Source organism: Bradyrhizobium sp. PMVTL-01, from assembly GCF_051861855.1.
GTDB lineage: Bacteria > Pseudomonadota > Alphaproteobacteria > Rhizobiales > Xanthobacteraceae > Bradyrhizobium.
The window spans coordinates 4,998,322-5,011,727 of the sequence record NZ_CP193982.1; the positions used below are offsets into that span (position 1 = coordinate 4,998,322).

Annotated in this window: 24 protein-coding genes and 1 pseudogene; 7 read left to right on the forward strand and 18 right to left on the reverse strand. The window is 61.9% G+C overall.

The features are described from left to right. Positions 1-132 precede the first annotated feature (132 nt). The 7 genes from ACRQ5Q_RS24335 to ACRQ5Q_RS24365 all read right to left on the reverse strand — a co-directional run bounded on the left by ACRQ5Q_RS24335 (position 133) and on the right by ACRQ5Q_RS24365 (position 5,342). Complete coding sequence (locus tag ACRQ5Q_RS24335; RefSeq protein ID WP_439392556.1) at positions 133-1,380, reverse strand: tail fiber protein; 1,248 nt, start codon at positions 1,378-1,380, stop codon at positions 133-135. A 6-nt stretch (positions 1,381-1,386) separates the two neighbouring features. Next, positions 1,387-2,427 carry a hypothetical protein gene (locus ACRQ5Q_RS24340; RefSeq protein WP_439392557.1) on the reverse strand — a complete coding sequence of 347 codons (1,041 nt, stop codon included), beginning with the start codon at positions 2,425-2,427 and terminating at the stop codon, positions 1,387-1,389. 147 nt (positions 2,428-2,574) lie between these two features. Further along, the gene (locus tag ACRQ5Q_RS24345) at positions 2,575-2,775 is read right to left on the reverse strand and encodes a hypothetical protein (protein WP_439392558.1); all 201 of its coding nucleotides are present in this window, start codon (positions 2,773-2,775) and stop codon (positions 2,575-2,577) included. Positions 2,776-2,793: 18 nt separating this feature from the next. Continuing rightward, entirely contained in the window at positions 2,794-3,531 is a 738-nt protein-coding gene (locus tag ACRQ5Q_RS24350; RefSeq protein ID WP_439392559.1) for a hypothetical protein, read from the reverse strand. After that, entirely contained in the window at positions 3,531-4,103 is a 573-nt protein-coding gene (locus ACRQ5Q_RS24355) for a RyR domain-containing protein (RefSeq protein WP_439392560.1), read from the reverse strand. The genes ACRQ5Q_RS24350 and ACRQ5Q_RS24355 overlap by 1 nt, the downstream gene beginning before the upstream one ends. Positions 4,104-4,181: 78 nt before the next feature. Further along, positions 4,182-4,673 carry a hypothetical protein gene (locus ACRQ5Q_RS24360; RefSeq protein ID WP_439392561.1) on the reverse strand — a complete coding sequence of 164 codons (492 nt, stop codon included), beginning with the start codon at positions 4,671-4,673 and terminating at the stop codon, positions 4,182-4,184. Between the two features lie 183 nt (positions 4,674-4,856). Next, positions 4,857-5,342, reverse strand: coding sequence for a hypothetical protein (locus ACRQ5Q_RS24365; RefSeq protein ID WP_439392562.1), 486 nt, complete (start codon positions 5,340-5,342; stop codon positions 4,857-4,859). Between the two features lie 169 nt (positions 5,343-5,511). Between ACRQ5Q_RS24365 and ACRQ5Q_RS24370 the strand changes: the two genes are divergently transcribed. The 6 genes from ACRQ5Q_RS24370 to ACRQ5Q_RS24395 all read left to right on the forward strand — a co-directional run bounded on the left by ACRQ5Q_RS24370 (position 5,512) and on the right by ACRQ5Q_RS24395 (position 7,256). Further along, positions 5,512-5,643 (forward strand): hypothetical protein, encoded by a 132-nt coding sequence (locus ACRQ5Q_RS24370; protein ID WP_439392563.1) that lies wholly within the window; start codon positions 5,512-5,514, stop codon positions 5,641-5,643. After that, entirely contained in the window at positions 5,640-5,804 is a 165-nt protein-coding gene (locus ACRQ5Q_RS24375) for a hypothetical protein (protein WP_439392564.1), read from the forward strand. The genes ACRQ5Q_RS24370 and ACRQ5Q_RS24375 overlap by 4 nt, the downstream gene beginning before the upstream one ends. A 3-nt stretch (positions 5,805-5,807) precedes the next feature. Then, positions 5,808-5,984 (forward strand): hypothetical protein, encoded by a 177-nt coding sequence (locus tag ACRQ5Q_RS24380; protein WP_439392565.1) that lies wholly within the window; start codon positions 5,808-5,810, stop codon positions 5,982-5,984. Then, entirely contained in the window at positions 5,981-6,322 is a 342-nt protein-coding gene (locus ACRQ5Q_RS24385) for a hypothetical protein (protein ID WP_439392566.1), read from the forward strand. The genes ACRQ5Q_RS24380 and ACRQ5Q_RS24385 overlap by 4 nt, the downstream gene beginning before the upstream one ends. Before the next feature lie 64 nt (positions 6,323-6,386). After that, positions 6,387-6,896, forward strand: coding sequence for a hypothetical protein (locus tag ACRQ5Q_RS24390; protein WP_439392567.1), 510 nt, complete (start codon positions 6,387-6,389; stop codon positions 6,894-6,896). A gap of 123 nt (positions 6,897-7,019) precedes the next feature. Further along, positions 7,020-7,256, forward strand: coding sequence for a hypothetical protein (locus tag ACRQ5Q_RS24395; RefSeq protein WP_439392568.1), 237 nt, complete (start codon positions 7,020-7,022; stop codon positions 7,254-7,256). 326 nt (positions 7,257-7,582) lie between these two features. Here ACRQ5Q_RS24395 and ACRQ5Q_RS24400 read toward each other — a convergent pair whose 3' ends face one another. Both ACRQ5Q_RS24400 and ACRQ5Q_RS24405 read right to left on the reverse strand, forming a co-directional pair. Next, a complete protein-coding gene (locus ACRQ5Q_RS24400) occupies positions 7,583-9,202 on the reverse strand; it encodes an AAA family ATPase (RefSeq protein ID WP_439399860.1) in 1,620 nt (539 codons plus the stop codon). Between the two features lie 87 nt (positions 9,203-9,289). Next, positions 9,290-9,574 (reverse strand): annotated as a pseudogene (locus ACRQ5Q_RS24405) (hypothetical protein); the annotation flags it as partial. On the opposite strand from ACRQ5Q_RS24405, the gene ACRQ5Q_RS24410 reads away from it, so the two are divergent. Beyond that, a complete protein-coding gene (locus ACRQ5Q_RS24410; protein ID WP_439399974.1) occupies positions 9,467-9,712 on the forward strand; it encodes a hypothetical protein in 246 nt (81 codons plus the stop codon). The pseudogene ACRQ5Q_RS24405 and the gene ACRQ5Q_RS24410 sit on opposite strands and share 108 nt — an antisense overlap. Before the next feature lie 92 nt (positions 9,713-9,804). On the opposite strand, the gene ACRQ5Q_RS24415 is transcribed toward ACRQ5Q_RS24410, so the two are convergent. From ACRQ5Q_RS24415 to ACRQ5Q_RS24455, 9 genes are read right to left on the reverse strand one after another with little or no spacing between them, the layout of a single operon-like run. Then, entirely contained in the window at positions 9,805-10,125 is a 321-nt protein-coding gene (locus tag ACRQ5Q_RS24415; RefSeq protein ID WP_439392569.1) for a DUF4031 domain-containing protein, read from the reverse strand. Continuing rightward, a complete protein-coding gene (locus ACRQ5Q_RS24420) occupies positions 10,122-10,592 on the reverse strand; it encodes a hypothetical protein (RefSeq protein WP_439392570.1) in 471 nt (156 codons plus the stop codon). The genes ACRQ5Q_RS24415 and ACRQ5Q_RS24420 overlap by 4 nt, the downstream gene beginning before the upstream one ends. Positions 10,593-10,594: 2 nt before the next feature. Next, a complete protein-coding gene (locus ACRQ5Q_RS24425; RefSeq protein ID WP_439392571.1) occupies positions 10,595-10,825 on the reverse strand; it encodes a hypothetical protein in 231 nt (76 codons plus the stop codon). After that, complete coding sequence (locus ACRQ5Q_RS24430; RefSeq protein WP_439392572.1) at positions 10,822-11,004, reverse strand: hypothetical protein; 183 nt, start codon at positions 11,002-11,004, stop codon at positions 10,822-10,824. Before ACRQ5Q_RS24430 ends, ACRQ5Q_RS24425 begins: the two co-directional genes overlap by 4 nt. Further along, complete coding sequence (locus ACRQ5Q_RS24435) at positions 11,001-11,222, reverse strand: hypothetical protein (protein WP_439392573.1); 222 nt, start codon at positions 11,220-11,222, stop codon at positions 11,001-11,003. Before ACRQ5Q_RS24435 ends, ACRQ5Q_RS24430 begins: the two co-directional genes overlap by 4 nt. Beyond that, positions 11,219-11,353, reverse strand: coding sequence for a hypothetical protein (locus tag ACRQ5Q_RS24440; RefSeq protein ID WP_439392574.1), 135 nt, complete (start codon positions 11,351-11,353; stop codon positions 11,219-11,221). The genes ACRQ5Q_RS24435 and ACRQ5Q_RS24440 overlap by 4 nt, the downstream gene beginning before the upstream one ends. Next, positions 11,353-12,267 carry a hypothetical protein gene (locus ACRQ5Q_RS24445; RefSeq protein ID WP_439392575.1) on the reverse strand — a complete coding sequence of 305 codons (915 nt, stop codon included), beginning with the start codon at positions 12,265-12,267 and terminating at the stop codon, positions 11,353-11,355. Before ACRQ5Q_RS24445 ends, ACRQ5Q_RS24440 begins: the two co-directional genes overlap by 1 nt. After that, positions 12,264-12,806 (reverse strand): hypothetical protein, encoded by a 543-nt coding sequence (locus ACRQ5Q_RS24450; RefSeq protein ID WP_439392576.1) that lies wholly within the window; start codon positions 12,804-12,806, stop codon positions 12,264-12,266. Before ACRQ5Q_RS24450 ends, ACRQ5Q_RS24445 begins: the two co-directional genes overlap by 4 nt. Further along, positions 12,803-13,186: a GcrA family cell cycle regulator gene (locus ACRQ5Q_RS24455; RefSeq protein WP_439392577.1), complete on the reverse strand. Its 384-nt coding sequence runs from the start codon at positions 13,184-13,186 to the stop codon at positions 12,803-12,805. The genes ACRQ5Q_RS24450 and ACRQ5Q_RS24455 overlap by 4 nt, the downstream gene beginning before the upstream one ends. Positions 13,187-13,406 lie beyond the last annotated feature (220 nt).

The window sequence follows — 13,406 nt, forward strand, 5'->3', positions numbered from 1 at the left end:
GGCGGCGCAGCGGTTGTCGCCCACGCCGGCACGAGCCATTTGCCAGGCTGCATAGGATCAGGATCAGCCCTGCCCGGACCGAGCAATCGGCCGTCGTCCGAATGGTAGTGCCAGATGTCCATGCCGCCACCCTCAATACTTAATGCACGCGAGCAGAGCGATGTTGCGAGGGCGCGTTTCGCTACCGCCGAGCCCGCCGTTCACGCTGCCGCTGGCGACAGTGTTGTAAGTTGTATTCACGGTCGCGCTTTGCGTACCGTCCTGGTGGAGACCGCCTTGCAGCTTGTCGTAGTTGTGCGTGTGATCCCGGATAAGGTCACCTTGCAGCGAACCGATCTGACGGCCGGGATCGACGCCGCGGCTATCGTCCCACCCGCGCAAGAACTCGCCACGCCCGTCGGGGATGCGGAACGTCGTTGACAAATCGCCGGTCGAGAACGCGCCCTGAAAGTTGGCGGTAGCCCATGTCGTCTCGGAGACGAGGTTGCCGGTGGTGTTTGCATAGTTCCACAAGCCCGCGTAGCTCGTCCGAGACAGCAGCGAACCGTACAGTTTCAACCACCCCGGCGGGGGCACTGACGACGGAAAATACACGACCGTGCCAACCGGGACAGCGCTGTTGCTGATCCAAGGCGTCCACGTCCGGACGCCGCCGTTGTCATACGCGAAGCGCTTATAGACGAGCACGGAATCTGCGCTCGTCTGCGCACCGACGAACTGGTAGGCGATCTGCGTCACCCACCGCTGGTTGACGTCTGCGGTCAGCACCTGAACGAGCCAGTAGTTCGTGCTGTCAGGCGCGTTCGACGCGCCAGGCGCGCTCGAATAGATGCCGTTCGCGAGCTGGTTGTTCCAGTCGCCAACGTCCCATGCGCCGTTCGGCCCCAGACGCCCCGTCCCGTTTGTCCCGTCGCGCTTCATCGCCGTCAGGTTGGCGAGCGCGGTATCGTTGTTGCCGAGACCGGCGAGATTGCCGGCCTTCGACAGATAAAGCGACAGGTTGACGCTGCTGGCCGACGCTGCGGCCGCTGCCGCAGAGTTCGCCGCGCTCGTCGCGCTCGTGCCGGCCGTTGTCGCGCTGCTGCTCGCAGCCGAAGCTGCGGCCTGCGCCGCAGCGACAGCGTTCGCGACGGCCTCGCCGTTCGTCGGATCGAAGATCAGCTGCAGCGCCAACGTGAGGCTTTCGTAGGTGACGATGCCGTTCTTCAACGCGCCGTCGGCGCGCCGGACGTCCTTGATCGCAGAGACGATGCTGGCGTTCGACTCGCCGATATTTGCGAGCTCGTCGTCGACCTTTGCCGCCGGCAGCGGTGTCGTCGGGTTGCTCGCCTGAAAGCCGGAGAAGCTGTAACCCGGTTCGTAACCCGTCGGATCAGCCATGCTTTCCTACCTCGCCCGCCGGGCACGGATGCAGGCGGTTGCCGTCATGGTGCCTCCGGTCGTGTATTTCAGGTTGACGACGGCGTAGACCGTCGTGTTCACGCTGACACTCCACCGCGCGACACCTGTCGGCATGATCGCAGCCTGGTTATCCAGAAACGCGACGTGCATGGCGTGAGGGGCGCCGAACGGGAAGCCGGTCAGGCCGTTGTTCACGTTCGACAGGCAGCAGTGGATCTCCGTCAGCGTGTTGTTGCCGTTCGGGAATACCGTAAACCCCGCGTTGACGTCCCAATCGCCAGGCGTCAGCATGATCGACGCGATGGCCGTCGGGGTGTCGGTGGCGACATTGACCGCCCCCGTGACGTTGTTTTCGAGGTACTCGCCTACGTAACCCGCCGCGCCGTTGTCGTTCGTGTTCGTACCTTGAACCGGCACACCGCCGTTCGCGACCCGCGACAAAGCCGCTGTCGTGTCGGCGATGATAAGCGCGCTTGCCTGGCCGGTTTTGCCGCCTGTACCGCTGAAGCGCACAGCGGTCTTGTCTGTCGACGAAACCGGCCCCGTGAGCGCGTTCGCGAGCGTCGCCGCGGCGTTGGCCGCGGAAGTCGCGGCATTCGTCGCCGATGTCGAGGCGTTGGTCGCCGCGGTCGATGCCGTCGAAGCGGACAGGGTTGCCGAGCTCGCGTTGTTAGAGGCCGATGTGGCCGAAGCTGCGGCCGCCGCCGCGTTCGTGGCCGCGCTCGTGGCGCTGGTCGTGGCCGACGCGACCTGCGCGTTCATCGTCGTGATCAGTGACGACACGTCGGAAGCGCTGCCGATCGAGGCCTTGACCCCCGTCGACAGCTGATCGAAGTCGACCGACCCGTTCGTCAGCTTCCCGTCTGAGCGGATCGCCCCTTCGACGAACGCCAGGACCGCAGCGATACTGTCTTCGAGGCCGGCGAGATCCGCGTCGAGCTCCGTCCCAGGGAACGAGTTATCGCCCTGCGCCGCCTGGAAGCCGGTGTAGCTGTACGCGACATCGTAAAGAACTGGATAGGCCACCCGGCGCCCCAAATGTATCAAATGGCGCCATACAATGACGTACAATGGCTAAAAAAGCAAGAAAGGCCGCCCGGGTGTCCGCCGGACGGCCTTTCAGGGAGCAATCAAGACGCTTGCGCGTTGGCGATGCTCTTCGGCTATCGCGCGTCAAGATGCCGGCGCGTCGCCGATGTACTCTTCGGTGATCTCCAACGTGCTGTGCGCGGGGTGAGGCAGATGGAAGCTCTTCTCACCAGTGGGGTTCGGCGAACCCTCGTAGTTTCCTTCCACCACAACCGGCTCGCAGTCGTCCTGCTTCACGGTCGCGCGGTAGCGGCCGTTGACATGCACTTTCACGGTAGTCGTCATAGGTCGTCCCCTTTGCTGTTAACGAAACTTCCGCTCGCGCTGCATTCGCGCGAGGGCTTCACGCGGCATTTCGTCGTGGCGTAGATCGTAACCGCAGCCGACTGTGCCACCCTTCCACGAACCGGTCCGCTCGCCCACTTCGTCGCTAAACGCGACGTCGATCGAGCGCCGAACCATGCGCGGGAACGGCAGCCAGGTGAACCACAGCCAGCGCCATTCACGCTCTTCCACTTTCAGGGTCGCGTCACGGTCCTGCACAGTGCCGTCACGCAGCACGTAGCGAAACGGATACGTCTCAGACCACGCCAGCTCATCCTTGATCTTGTTAAACGAGCCCCAAGGCCGCTTTTCGTGCCGACTAAGCGGGTAGTTAGGGAACGTCACGCGGCGCTCACGTGTTTCGTGGCACCATGTGCCGTCCGCGAGCATGATCGACGTGCGCACCCACTCCCAAGCCCACGGGAAGTGCACGATCTTGTATTTCCGGCCCCACCGGAAATGGACGTCGCTCCGGTGCACCGAGAAGCCCCAGCTCTCCATGCCCTCGTGGGGCTCACGAAGCCAGCGATCCAAAGACTTGAGCCGGAAATAGACATTCGGCCAGCCGAGATGCACATGCAGCGAGTAGTGATCCTCGAAGAGGTGCAACCCGAGCGCCAAACCGAGGTTGCCGGTGATCTCGGCCCACGAGAAACGAAGTTCGAACCCGTAAGCTCGTGAGCGCTCTAGAAACCGAAAACCGAGGGCCTGCAACATCAGGCGGCCTCAATCACGGTGCGCACGACAGCCTGAAACAGGTAGTCCTTCGCGCGCTGCTCGACCGGGAGCTCGGCGTACGGCACGAAGCACGGGTGCTCCTTCGTTTCCGGGTTCTTCACGGGGCCGTATTTCCAGCCGTCGCGGCGCTTTTCTTCGAGCCAGCTTTCATGTGACGATTCGGGCCCCGAATTCGGGTTCGCGAGCGTGTGCTTCACGCCGGTAATCGCGCTCTGCCGCTGCCAATCCGGGGCGTCGGCCCACGTCAGCTGCGAATTGTCGCCGATCGCTTGGCAATAGGCGCGGTTGACTTCGTGGCAGACACGCGCGATGCGCTCGACGTCGGCCTGTGTGACCTGCCCTACGGGCGTGTACCCCTCGAGGAAGGCCTTGCGCGGGCTGAACGACTCGTAGCCGTCGGCGTACTGAACCCAGAAATCACCCTTGGTGGGCGTGTAGCGTGAGAAGAGCTTCTCGTCGACCGAACGCGGCGAATACCGCAAGTCGACGAACGAGATCATGGTGCCGGTGACACCGGCGATTTCGAGAGCCCACACGGTTTTGTGGCTCACATAGGGGCCGGAAGTTGAATATCTTTGGTCACGGTCAGTCCTTTTGCGGGATTTGCGGTGGCGGGAGTGACGCGGCGCTTACGGCAGCGAGGCTTGGATGCGATCCAGCGCGTCCACCGCCGCGGCGAGCCGCTGACGAGTGTGGATGGCAGATTGCGCGAGCCGCGGCAGCACACCGCCCGCGACTTCCTCAGCACCGGAGCCGGCGCCGCCCTCAGGCAGATGGCCGAGAAGACAATCGGCAAGCGCCTGAACGCGGGACGCGACGCCATTCGCCAACGCCAACGTATCGTCGACAATGTCGATGTCGGTGTGACGCCGCGGTGCGTTAGCCTCACCGTTGACAGCTTGGCCCAGTTGAGCCGACTTGAGCGCGGCGGCGTGAGCGAAAGAAGGCCGTGTGGAAGACATGGTCAGCAATCCTTTTGCGGTTGTTGCAGTGGTCAGTGTTCGTCGCTGTATCACGTCGAAACATACATCGTCAATTTTTGTACCAATCCGCAGGAAATGGTTGATTTCCTCCGCGGGCCGAAACGGCGCTAAACCGTTGATGCGACTAAGCGGGACCATGATTTCCGGAATCGGTTTTTGGGGCGGATTTTTGTTTGAGCGTCCGACGGCGCCGGCAACTTCAGCGGCAAACCGTCCCCAGGGGGCAGCCCGCGGCCAGGCCGGGCCGAGGCGCCTCCGAGCCGGCGCCATCAAGCCTTATGAGTATCACGTATACTCACACAACCATTGAAATGATTGAGTTTATTCGAACACGCTGGGCGCATCTTGCGCGCTCGGCGCCTCAATCGGTACCGCCTTACCCTCAATCGTGTTGCGCCGAGCCAGCCGTTCCGCCAGCTCGCGCCGCGCCTGGCCGAGCAGCTCTTGGAGCTGATCCGGCGGCATTTCCGCTAGATCCGTCTCGGACAGCGTCTGCGCTCGGGCTACGCCGCTCTCGTGCACCAGGGCCTTTGCGGCGGCCACCCGCGCGCTGCCTTTCTGCTTGGGATCGCTAGCGATTTCGATCAGGACGCGCACGCCGACTTCGGCGCCTTCCGTCTGCAGACGCGTGCGAGCTCGGCGCCGAACCTCGTCCAAAACGTCGGGATTGCGCATCAGCTTGCTCGCCGCAGACCCCGGCTGAGCGTAGCCGGCTTTCTCGGCCGAATAGGCCGGATCGCCCGAAAGGTCCATTTTGGCCGCAAAAGCCCGTTCCATCGGCGTTAACTGCCCCTTCCGCAGCCTCAATGCGCTTTTCCTCGTTCTGAGAATAACCCCAAAAACCTAGCGTGCGGGAAATCTGCCCGCCTTCCGCAGGATAGGCGTCGAACGAAAAAATCTCAAGATGTCTGTATTTTGCCTCTTGCAACTAGCATACAAATGACATACGTTGCTTTCACCAGCAACGGAGACACACATGGTCGCTCTTCAACGCCTCCAGGCCGATGGCCGCACTTGGTACACGCTCAAGACTTTCGACAGCGCCAACGCCGCGTACCTCTGGCTCGGCAAGTGGAACGCCAAGAAATACCGCTTGGTGCGCGCATGACCGGCCGCTTTGTTGTCCTGCAGTTTCCGCTTCACGGCGCCGTGGATGACGTCCTGCAGCCCGTCGTGGTCGGACGCTTCGATACCCAAGAGGCTGCCGAACAGTACCGTCAGCGCCGCTTTGGCGCCGATGACGAATTCAGCCTTGTAGCGGAGGACTAAGCCGTGAACTACCCGCGCGCCAACTATCAAACCGACTGCCGCGACCGTCGCCCGAAAAAGCGCGACACCCTCGACGCAACCGAACGTGCCCTGCTCGCGATCTATGCCGCGCTGAACTGCAACGGCCTCATGGGCTGGAACGATTGGAATGCCTACGCCGCGAAGGGAGAATGGGTGTGAGCGATTTCAAACGCTACCGCAAAGGCGACATCATCGCGATAGTCGAAACACGCGTGACGCAATTCGCCTTCGGATCGGGACGCCCTGCGGAGACATCCCACAACATCCGGATTGTGCGCGTAGAAAGCACCAGCCGCGACGGCAAAGCCGTCAAGAAATACCGCGCGTACCCGGGGTCGCCCGTCTATGCCTACGAGAACCGATACGGCCGCTTCATGCTCATGACGATCCAAAGCGGCACCACACAAGACGCCGCGCGGCGCTTATTCGACAGCGCCAAATACTTCCTAGACTTCGACACACAAGACGCGGCCAAGGCCGCAATAACCGCCGCTTAAACTGTATCAATCACCGCGAGACAACGCAGGACATCTGACATGACCGAAACTGGAGAACAGCGAGATGTTTGACGTCTATGGGGATGAAATAGTTTTTGAGGGCTACACCGTGGCACACTTGTCGCCGCAGCTCAGCCTCGCGATGCGCGCAAAAGTCGCCGACGCTTACGACGATCGGATCACGGAAGAGGACGCTGAGCAGCGCGAGGAGGAAGCTCGCAAAGAAGGCTACGAGGACGGGCTCGAAGAAGGCAAAGATGAAGGCCGACGAGACGCCGAAAACGAATTCAATCGCGAGCTTGACGCAAAGGTCAAAGAAGCTTCAGAGCGCGGTTTTGAGGACGGCGTCGCGTTCTGCGGCAAGGCCGCCAACAGCGCTAACACGCAAGCTCTGCTAACCGCTTTGGAGCAGATCCACGACAGACTGCTAGCGCTGACCGCGCGCGGCGCAAAGCCAACGATGTCCGATCTCAAACTGGCCGCGGCCGATTGCCGACTTATCGCCCGCCGCGCTCACCTGGCATTCGAAAGCGCCCTGCCCGCCGCAACCCAACCGGAGGATATTTTCGCGTGATCGCCCGCCCATGGTTGCATCGCTGTCGCAAGCCGCTGTTGCGGCCACCGCTAGATCCGCGTCAAGCGAATCATCAAACGCCCCACACCAGCCTGCGGGGTTTCTCTTTTCGGAGGTTTTGAAATGCTGCTGAACACAGCTGAGATCGGAGATACCGAAACCTACAAAGGCCAACCCTACCGTTGCGTTGACATCGTGGATCATCAGCGCAGCGACGGTAGTCTGACAAAACTTAAAATTTGGGAAACGGCCTGCGCCACGTGCCAGGTCGTGTTTCGCTTCGGTGCGCCTCTCGCCTCCGATCGCATCTGGCCGAGCCGTCGCTGCGACGAACACAAGCGGCCAGGCCGCGCTGTCTAACTTCGGCCCGCTGTTGGTCGCGCATATGTATGCTATCCGCGATCCAAATCACGACGGATGGGGTGGAGCTGCGCGCCCTAGCGCAACCCCATCCGAAGGATGGGTTACTTTGATGCAGTACCTTGATGCACTTTGATGCAGACATACGTTGCGCGCCTTTTTCCTTTGTTTTCAGAACGTTCTGAACCGCTTTGATGCAAACCGCGTTTTACTTTGATGCACTTCGATGCAAAAACGCATCAAAGCTACTTCGATGCAACGATTTCAAGCACTTAGCACGTATGTCACTTTTACTTTGATGCAGCCGAAAAGTTACTTTGATGCACTCAGCCAAAGACGCTTTCACCCTCTTGCGGGGTGATCTCGCGGACCACTTTGAAGCCTACAATCGGCATACGGTTAGACGGCTTCCTGCCGACTACGGCCACCGCCACCCTGCCCGCCTTGAAGCAGCGTTCCCAGCTCGCCGAAACGTCATCGACCCCGTATAGCGCCAGGACGTCAGAACGCTTGATCAGGACGCGCGGCGCGTAATTGGGCGAGTTGTGGGCCTTGCTCATCGCCACGCCTTCCAGCGCGGCCGAATCAACGGCCTCGAGCAATGCGTCGTCGACAACGTTGCCCATCGACTTAATAGGGGCCGTAGCGGCCTTGCGGGCCTCGCCTGTGTCATCTTCCAGCACCGCGCCGCTCTTGGCGCTCTCCAGCGCAAACGCGCCACGCTGCCACCGCAGCATGAACACGTCGCCTGAAGCACCGTAGTTGGCCTTGCGGTTCTCAAGCCTCCGGAACGGCCCTGTGCCGTCCTTTGTGGCGTGCTGCAGGTACAAGCGCGAGCGCACAGACGCGTGCCAGGCCGTCGACCCGGACGTGCCATCGCCGCCAACAGCTTGGCCGGCCTTGGATGGATGTCCGAGCGCGAGCACGGCGCCGCCGATCTCTTGCGCCAATTTGCCGAGACAGCTCTGCACGAATTGGCGCACCTGTGACCGGTCGATTTCATTGCCGCCGAAGGTATCAGCAATCGTGTCGACACCGAGCAGCTTTGCGCCCCATGTGACAGCGTCGTGGCGCAGCTTTTCCCAAACCGCGGTGCGACGCATCGCCGAGCTCGAGGACGTCCAGACGGCGAGCAGGTTGTCCATGTATTTGCGCGACGAGATGCGCAGCCACGGGCTGAGCTCTTCGAGATCCGCGCCCATGGCGAGGCAGATGTCCCGCTGGCGCAGGTTCAGCTCGTCTTCGCTGTCCTCGCACAGGAACAGCATGACCTTGCACCGCTCAGTCTCGCGTCCGAGGAACGGGACGCCCAGAGCTACGGCTGTTGCGGCTTGCTGTGCCAACAGCGTCTTGCCAACACCGCCCGCGCCTGTGAGCAGCGTCACCTCGCCGTCGGGGATCATGCCGGCGATGATCCATTTGCGCTTTGGTGGCGTAACGCCGGCCCAATCCTTTGGATCCACCCATTTGATCGGGGCCGAATCGTCGGGCTCTTCTGTGCGTGGCGTGCTTTGTGTGAAGAGGCTTGCAGGCTCGTCAGGGAGCTCATCGAACCACGCATCTACGCGCTTGAACTGGTCCGGGTTGTGTTGCTCGGCGAGCTCATAGAGCCAATTGGCCCCCCGCCGGTACGGCGGCTTCATGCGGCGCCAATCGGCCTCCACGACGCCCGGCTCGTTCTCTCCGTCCTCCCAGCGCGCGCACCAATCACTGAAGAGCTCGAACGCTTCGGCCTCGTGATCTGGCAAGGCGGCTTTGATCGCGTATCCGAAGTCGCGATACGATTCGCGCGTCGGGAACGCCTTGCTGCTGTTGGGCGTGGCGGCGACTGCGGCCTTTACCTTTTCGAGATCTCCTCGCAATGAGGCCTGGTTGACGTCGTTCTGCGCGCCCTCGGTGACGATCGGCTTTGCCGCCGGCAAGAGCGTGCGCAGCTCCTCGAGCAAGGCGACGATCGTTGCCGGCGTCACGACTGGGAGCTCGGCAAGCGGCCTCAGCGGGAACGGCCAGGCGTACGGCGCCTTGGTTTTGGGATGGACACCGTGCGCGACGAACTGACGGCCGTCGCTCAGGATCTCGACGCGGTCGCGCGGCTGGTTGCGCTCAGTTAAAGGCCCGAAGTCGATTCGCGTGTAGCGGATCGGCTCGGAGACGCGGCAAAGATAGCCCGCCTTGGGGAAGTTGCCGATGCGGGTCGGGAGCACGCCGATATGCTTAACGACGGCCTGTTGTATCAGGGCCGCGTGCTGCTTGTCGATCGTATCTGCATCGATCAGGATCAGGCCCTGTCCGCATTTTACCCCTATGCCGGCGCCCATCGCCTGCCAGCGCTTCAGGTCGCGCTCGTCGGCCTCGTGCGGCAGCCAGTCGAAGCCGAACCATTTGCCGTCCTGGCCCTTGACGCCGACGGCTTTGCCGCGGCTGTCCTGATGCGTGCCGACGCGGCTATAGAGTGACGAGCGCTCGCTAATCTCGGCGTCGTGCGGGATTACGGGTACAAGGCGACGGAAGCCCATCGCCCAAAAGGCTTCAAACGTCGTAGGCCCGGTCAATCGAAAACCCCACCAGCAAACTTGATGCGCAGCCACTCAATCGTGGCGATCTTCTTCGTATCCCCGCGCAGGCGCGCGACATGGACCACAGGGCCGTATTTGTCTGTCTCGATCGCGCCGTAGCGCACCGCCAGCGTGCGCTTCGCTTTGGCGATGTCGAAATGCTCCCACGACGCTTTGGGCGGGCATTGGAACCATTTGCGCTGCACGCCGATCCTGTCGGCCATTGCGAAGAGTTCTTCGCGGCTGTCCGCCCACATGTGGCACATCACGTAGCGCCCGAACGGGTATTTGGCCTCGTCGACGTAGACGCTCATATCAGCGGTTCACCTGTGATGTCGCACCACAGGCGGCGAGCGCGGACATGGTGGCCGAAGAATTTTTGAACTGTGCAGGTTTGCGGCTGAGCGTAGAATCCCTGCGTCGCGGCGTCGAACGCGTCAGCCTTTTCGCGCAGCTCGGCTGCTCTAGCGTGGCCGCCGTCAGCTAAAGCGTGCATCTTCTCTGACAGAGCTGTTCGCGTCACGGCTTCTCCACCAACCATCTGTTGAGTGCGACCGCGCCGGAGAGCCGCTGCTGTCGGTTTAGCGTTGACGTAATCGGAATGCGGATAGGTTGGGAACAGCTCGCCGCAGACGGGCTTCCACGCCCAGTTCGCGATCCACTCGCCGGTCTTGATGCTGAAATCACGGTGACAGCCCGTGCAAAAGAATTTGCCACTGCGCCTGTAGGGCAGTGGCTTCTTCAAGCAAACAGGGCAGCGGCCATTCTCGTCGAGCTTCACGGCTACACCACCGATTCACCTGTGATGTCGCACCACAAGCGACGAGCGCGGGCGAAGCAGCCAAAGAATTTCTGGATGGTGCATGTCTGCGGCTGAGCGTAGAAGCCCTGCGTGGCAGCGTCGAACGCGTCAGCTTTCTCGCGCAGTTCAGCCGCGCGGGCGTGCCCACTGTCCGCTAAGGCGTGCATCTTCTCTGATAGCGCTGTCCGGGCCAACTCGACTTCGTCGCTCATTCACCGCCCCTCTTCTCGATGGCGGCGTTCACGGCGTCGCGGATAAAGTCGGCGCGCTCTACGGAATTGGGGCCGTAACCGCAATCGACGAGGTAGCCGTCCGGCATGCGGACGTACTGAATCGCCCCCGCGCCCTGGTCGTTTACTTTTTCGACAAAGCAGATCTCTGCCCGCTTCATTGCTGCGTGTCCTCGGTGCCATGTTTATGGTTCAGGGCGTGCATCATGAGATTGCACTTCGCTACGCCGTGGTGCTGGACCATGGCGCCGAGCGACGTCTTCGCCAATTCGGCGACGAGCCTGTTCCGGTTCTGACACGCCAGGATCGCCTGCTCGAAGTCGTCGAGCTCGGCCTGCGTGAAAGGGTGCGCGTGCGCGAACGTGACGACGCCGGTCATTTGCCGCTCTCGCTGTTTGGGCGCGACACCGATGAAGTGACAGCAGCGATAGCAATTACAATCAAGCCGATGCCGAGAAACACGATCCATCTTGGATATAGCGTGTTGCCGATCCAAATAAGGTCTTCCATCACGTGGCCTCCGAGCGCGTCACTGGGGACGTGCAATTCGCGCAGGTGTGGCCGCCCTTGTCGTCATCGATCCAGCCGTGCCCCCGGCAGGTCTTGCAGATTGACGTGTCTGTGATCTCTTTGGCGGCCTTAACCTTCGCGTGCAGAGAGGCTGCCTCGCCGGGATAATACGGCCTAAGCATCAGTTCGGTGGCGTCGGCAGCAATCGCCAAGTCGCGAAGGATGCGCAGATGCTGCTGTGGCGCTGGCTGCGGTGGAGCGCCGGACAGGGCGTCGTTCAACATCTCGCGGAACAAGAACGCCCAATCCCCGAGCGGGCCGGATGGCAGCTTGCCCATAGCGAAAAGCCGGTCACGCGCTTGCTGAACCCACCAGCGCGGGAAGGCCACCGTGTCTCTGCCGGCAGATGGGAGCGAGAGTGCGGCATTCCATGCGCTGCGCAAATCACCCTTGAAGCCGCTCGGCAGATGCGAAGTGCAGCCATCTGGATCAGGAAAGCGCCCGTCGAACCACGCGTCAAACATTCCCTCTCCGTGCGGTTGAGCGCGAGACAGATCGGGGCCTGCTTCGCATTCAAGATCGGGATCGGCGGCAATTTGCTGTGCCAGCCGCTCCGCGCTCACAAGCAGTGGGAAAGTTTTCGCCTCGGCCAGCGGCCGAGCGGCCCCGCCAGCTTTATACGAGTGGTTCACCGCCGGGAGAGCTTCGAGCCGCTTGCAGTGATCCCAGATCAGTTCGCCAAGCATGGCCAGGCTGAGACCCCACTTCTCTGCCAGCCAAACGAACGTCATGCCGTTGCTGTGGATCTCCCAGCAAAGGATCTCCCCGAACGATGTTCCGCATGCGGTCGGGTGATTTACGTACTGCTGCTCGATGATTTCGCGCAGCAGCTCCATATGCGATCGTTCGCTCATTGATGCTTTCCCTGCGGTTCATTGGAGGCGGCTCTGAGTGCGGCGACGATCATGTCTCGCTTCCTGCGCCCGAGATAAGGATGCGTTCCGCCGGGCAGCATCAATTCGTCCGCCAGTGCTATGCGCGCCTCGGTGTCGGCCAATGAGCGCGGGCACCGATGCTGCTCGATTTCCTGAGTGCACCCCAAACCGCAGCCGCCATTGCAGTTCGGGTAGGAGGGACACTTGGCGCCATAGAAGGGCTTCGTCTCGACGCGAGCGGCCGGCGGCTGGGCGGCAAGAGCGGAGCGCACGCGATCGGCCCAAACAGACGGCGGCGTTTCTTCGCCAACCATCCTATCCAGCTCCTGCTTCAGTAACTGAGCTTCAAGGCGGTCCAGATACTCGGGAAGCTCGATTAGGCTGTTGAACGATCCTTGGGCGGGTGTGACGGGGCCTAGGCGGTCTGCTAGCGCCCGCAATCGCGACGCTTCGCTCCTCAGGAGATCGCCAAAATGCTCAGCGTCGCTCTTCTCGTTTGGCGTAGCTGTATGTGTCATGCGATCCTCTTTCGCAGGTTCATGTGGAAGGGGCAGTACGGGCGGTTTTCAGAAAGGTCAGCGCCGAGCTCACCGCAGAAGGCGAACCCCGCCTCACCTGGCGTGCCCTTCGGCCAGCGGCAGGTATCGTTACGCAGCTCAAGCAGCGAGATCCCGGCGCCGTAGGCTCGTGCTTGTGCAGGCTGCTCGGTTCGATCTTCGCCGGACGCGGGCCGTACGGGGTCGCGCGTGGCGCGCTGTTTCGGTTGCGCCCTCATCGGCGGCTTGGGGCTGCGCGCTACCTTTTCGCGGGGCGGCTGATTCGAGCGGGTGAACTGTTTTCGCGCGATAAGACCAAGGACCGCGTTGCGCGACCGACCCGTTAACTCATTGGCAATCATGCCGGCGGACCACCCTGCGGCCCACCACTGCTTAACTAGCCCGGCCTCCTGGTCGGTCCAACCGCGGAGTCCTTGCATTGTGTCTTGAGACATTATAGACATGAATCGTCCTTCGCTGGTCAGGCGCTAGGGCATTGCGGTGGTGATTGGCGGCGGGCTTTTGCGGGCCCGCCGTTCTCTTTTGGGGCAGCGGGCTCTTAGGCTACGCCCCGTTGTATCA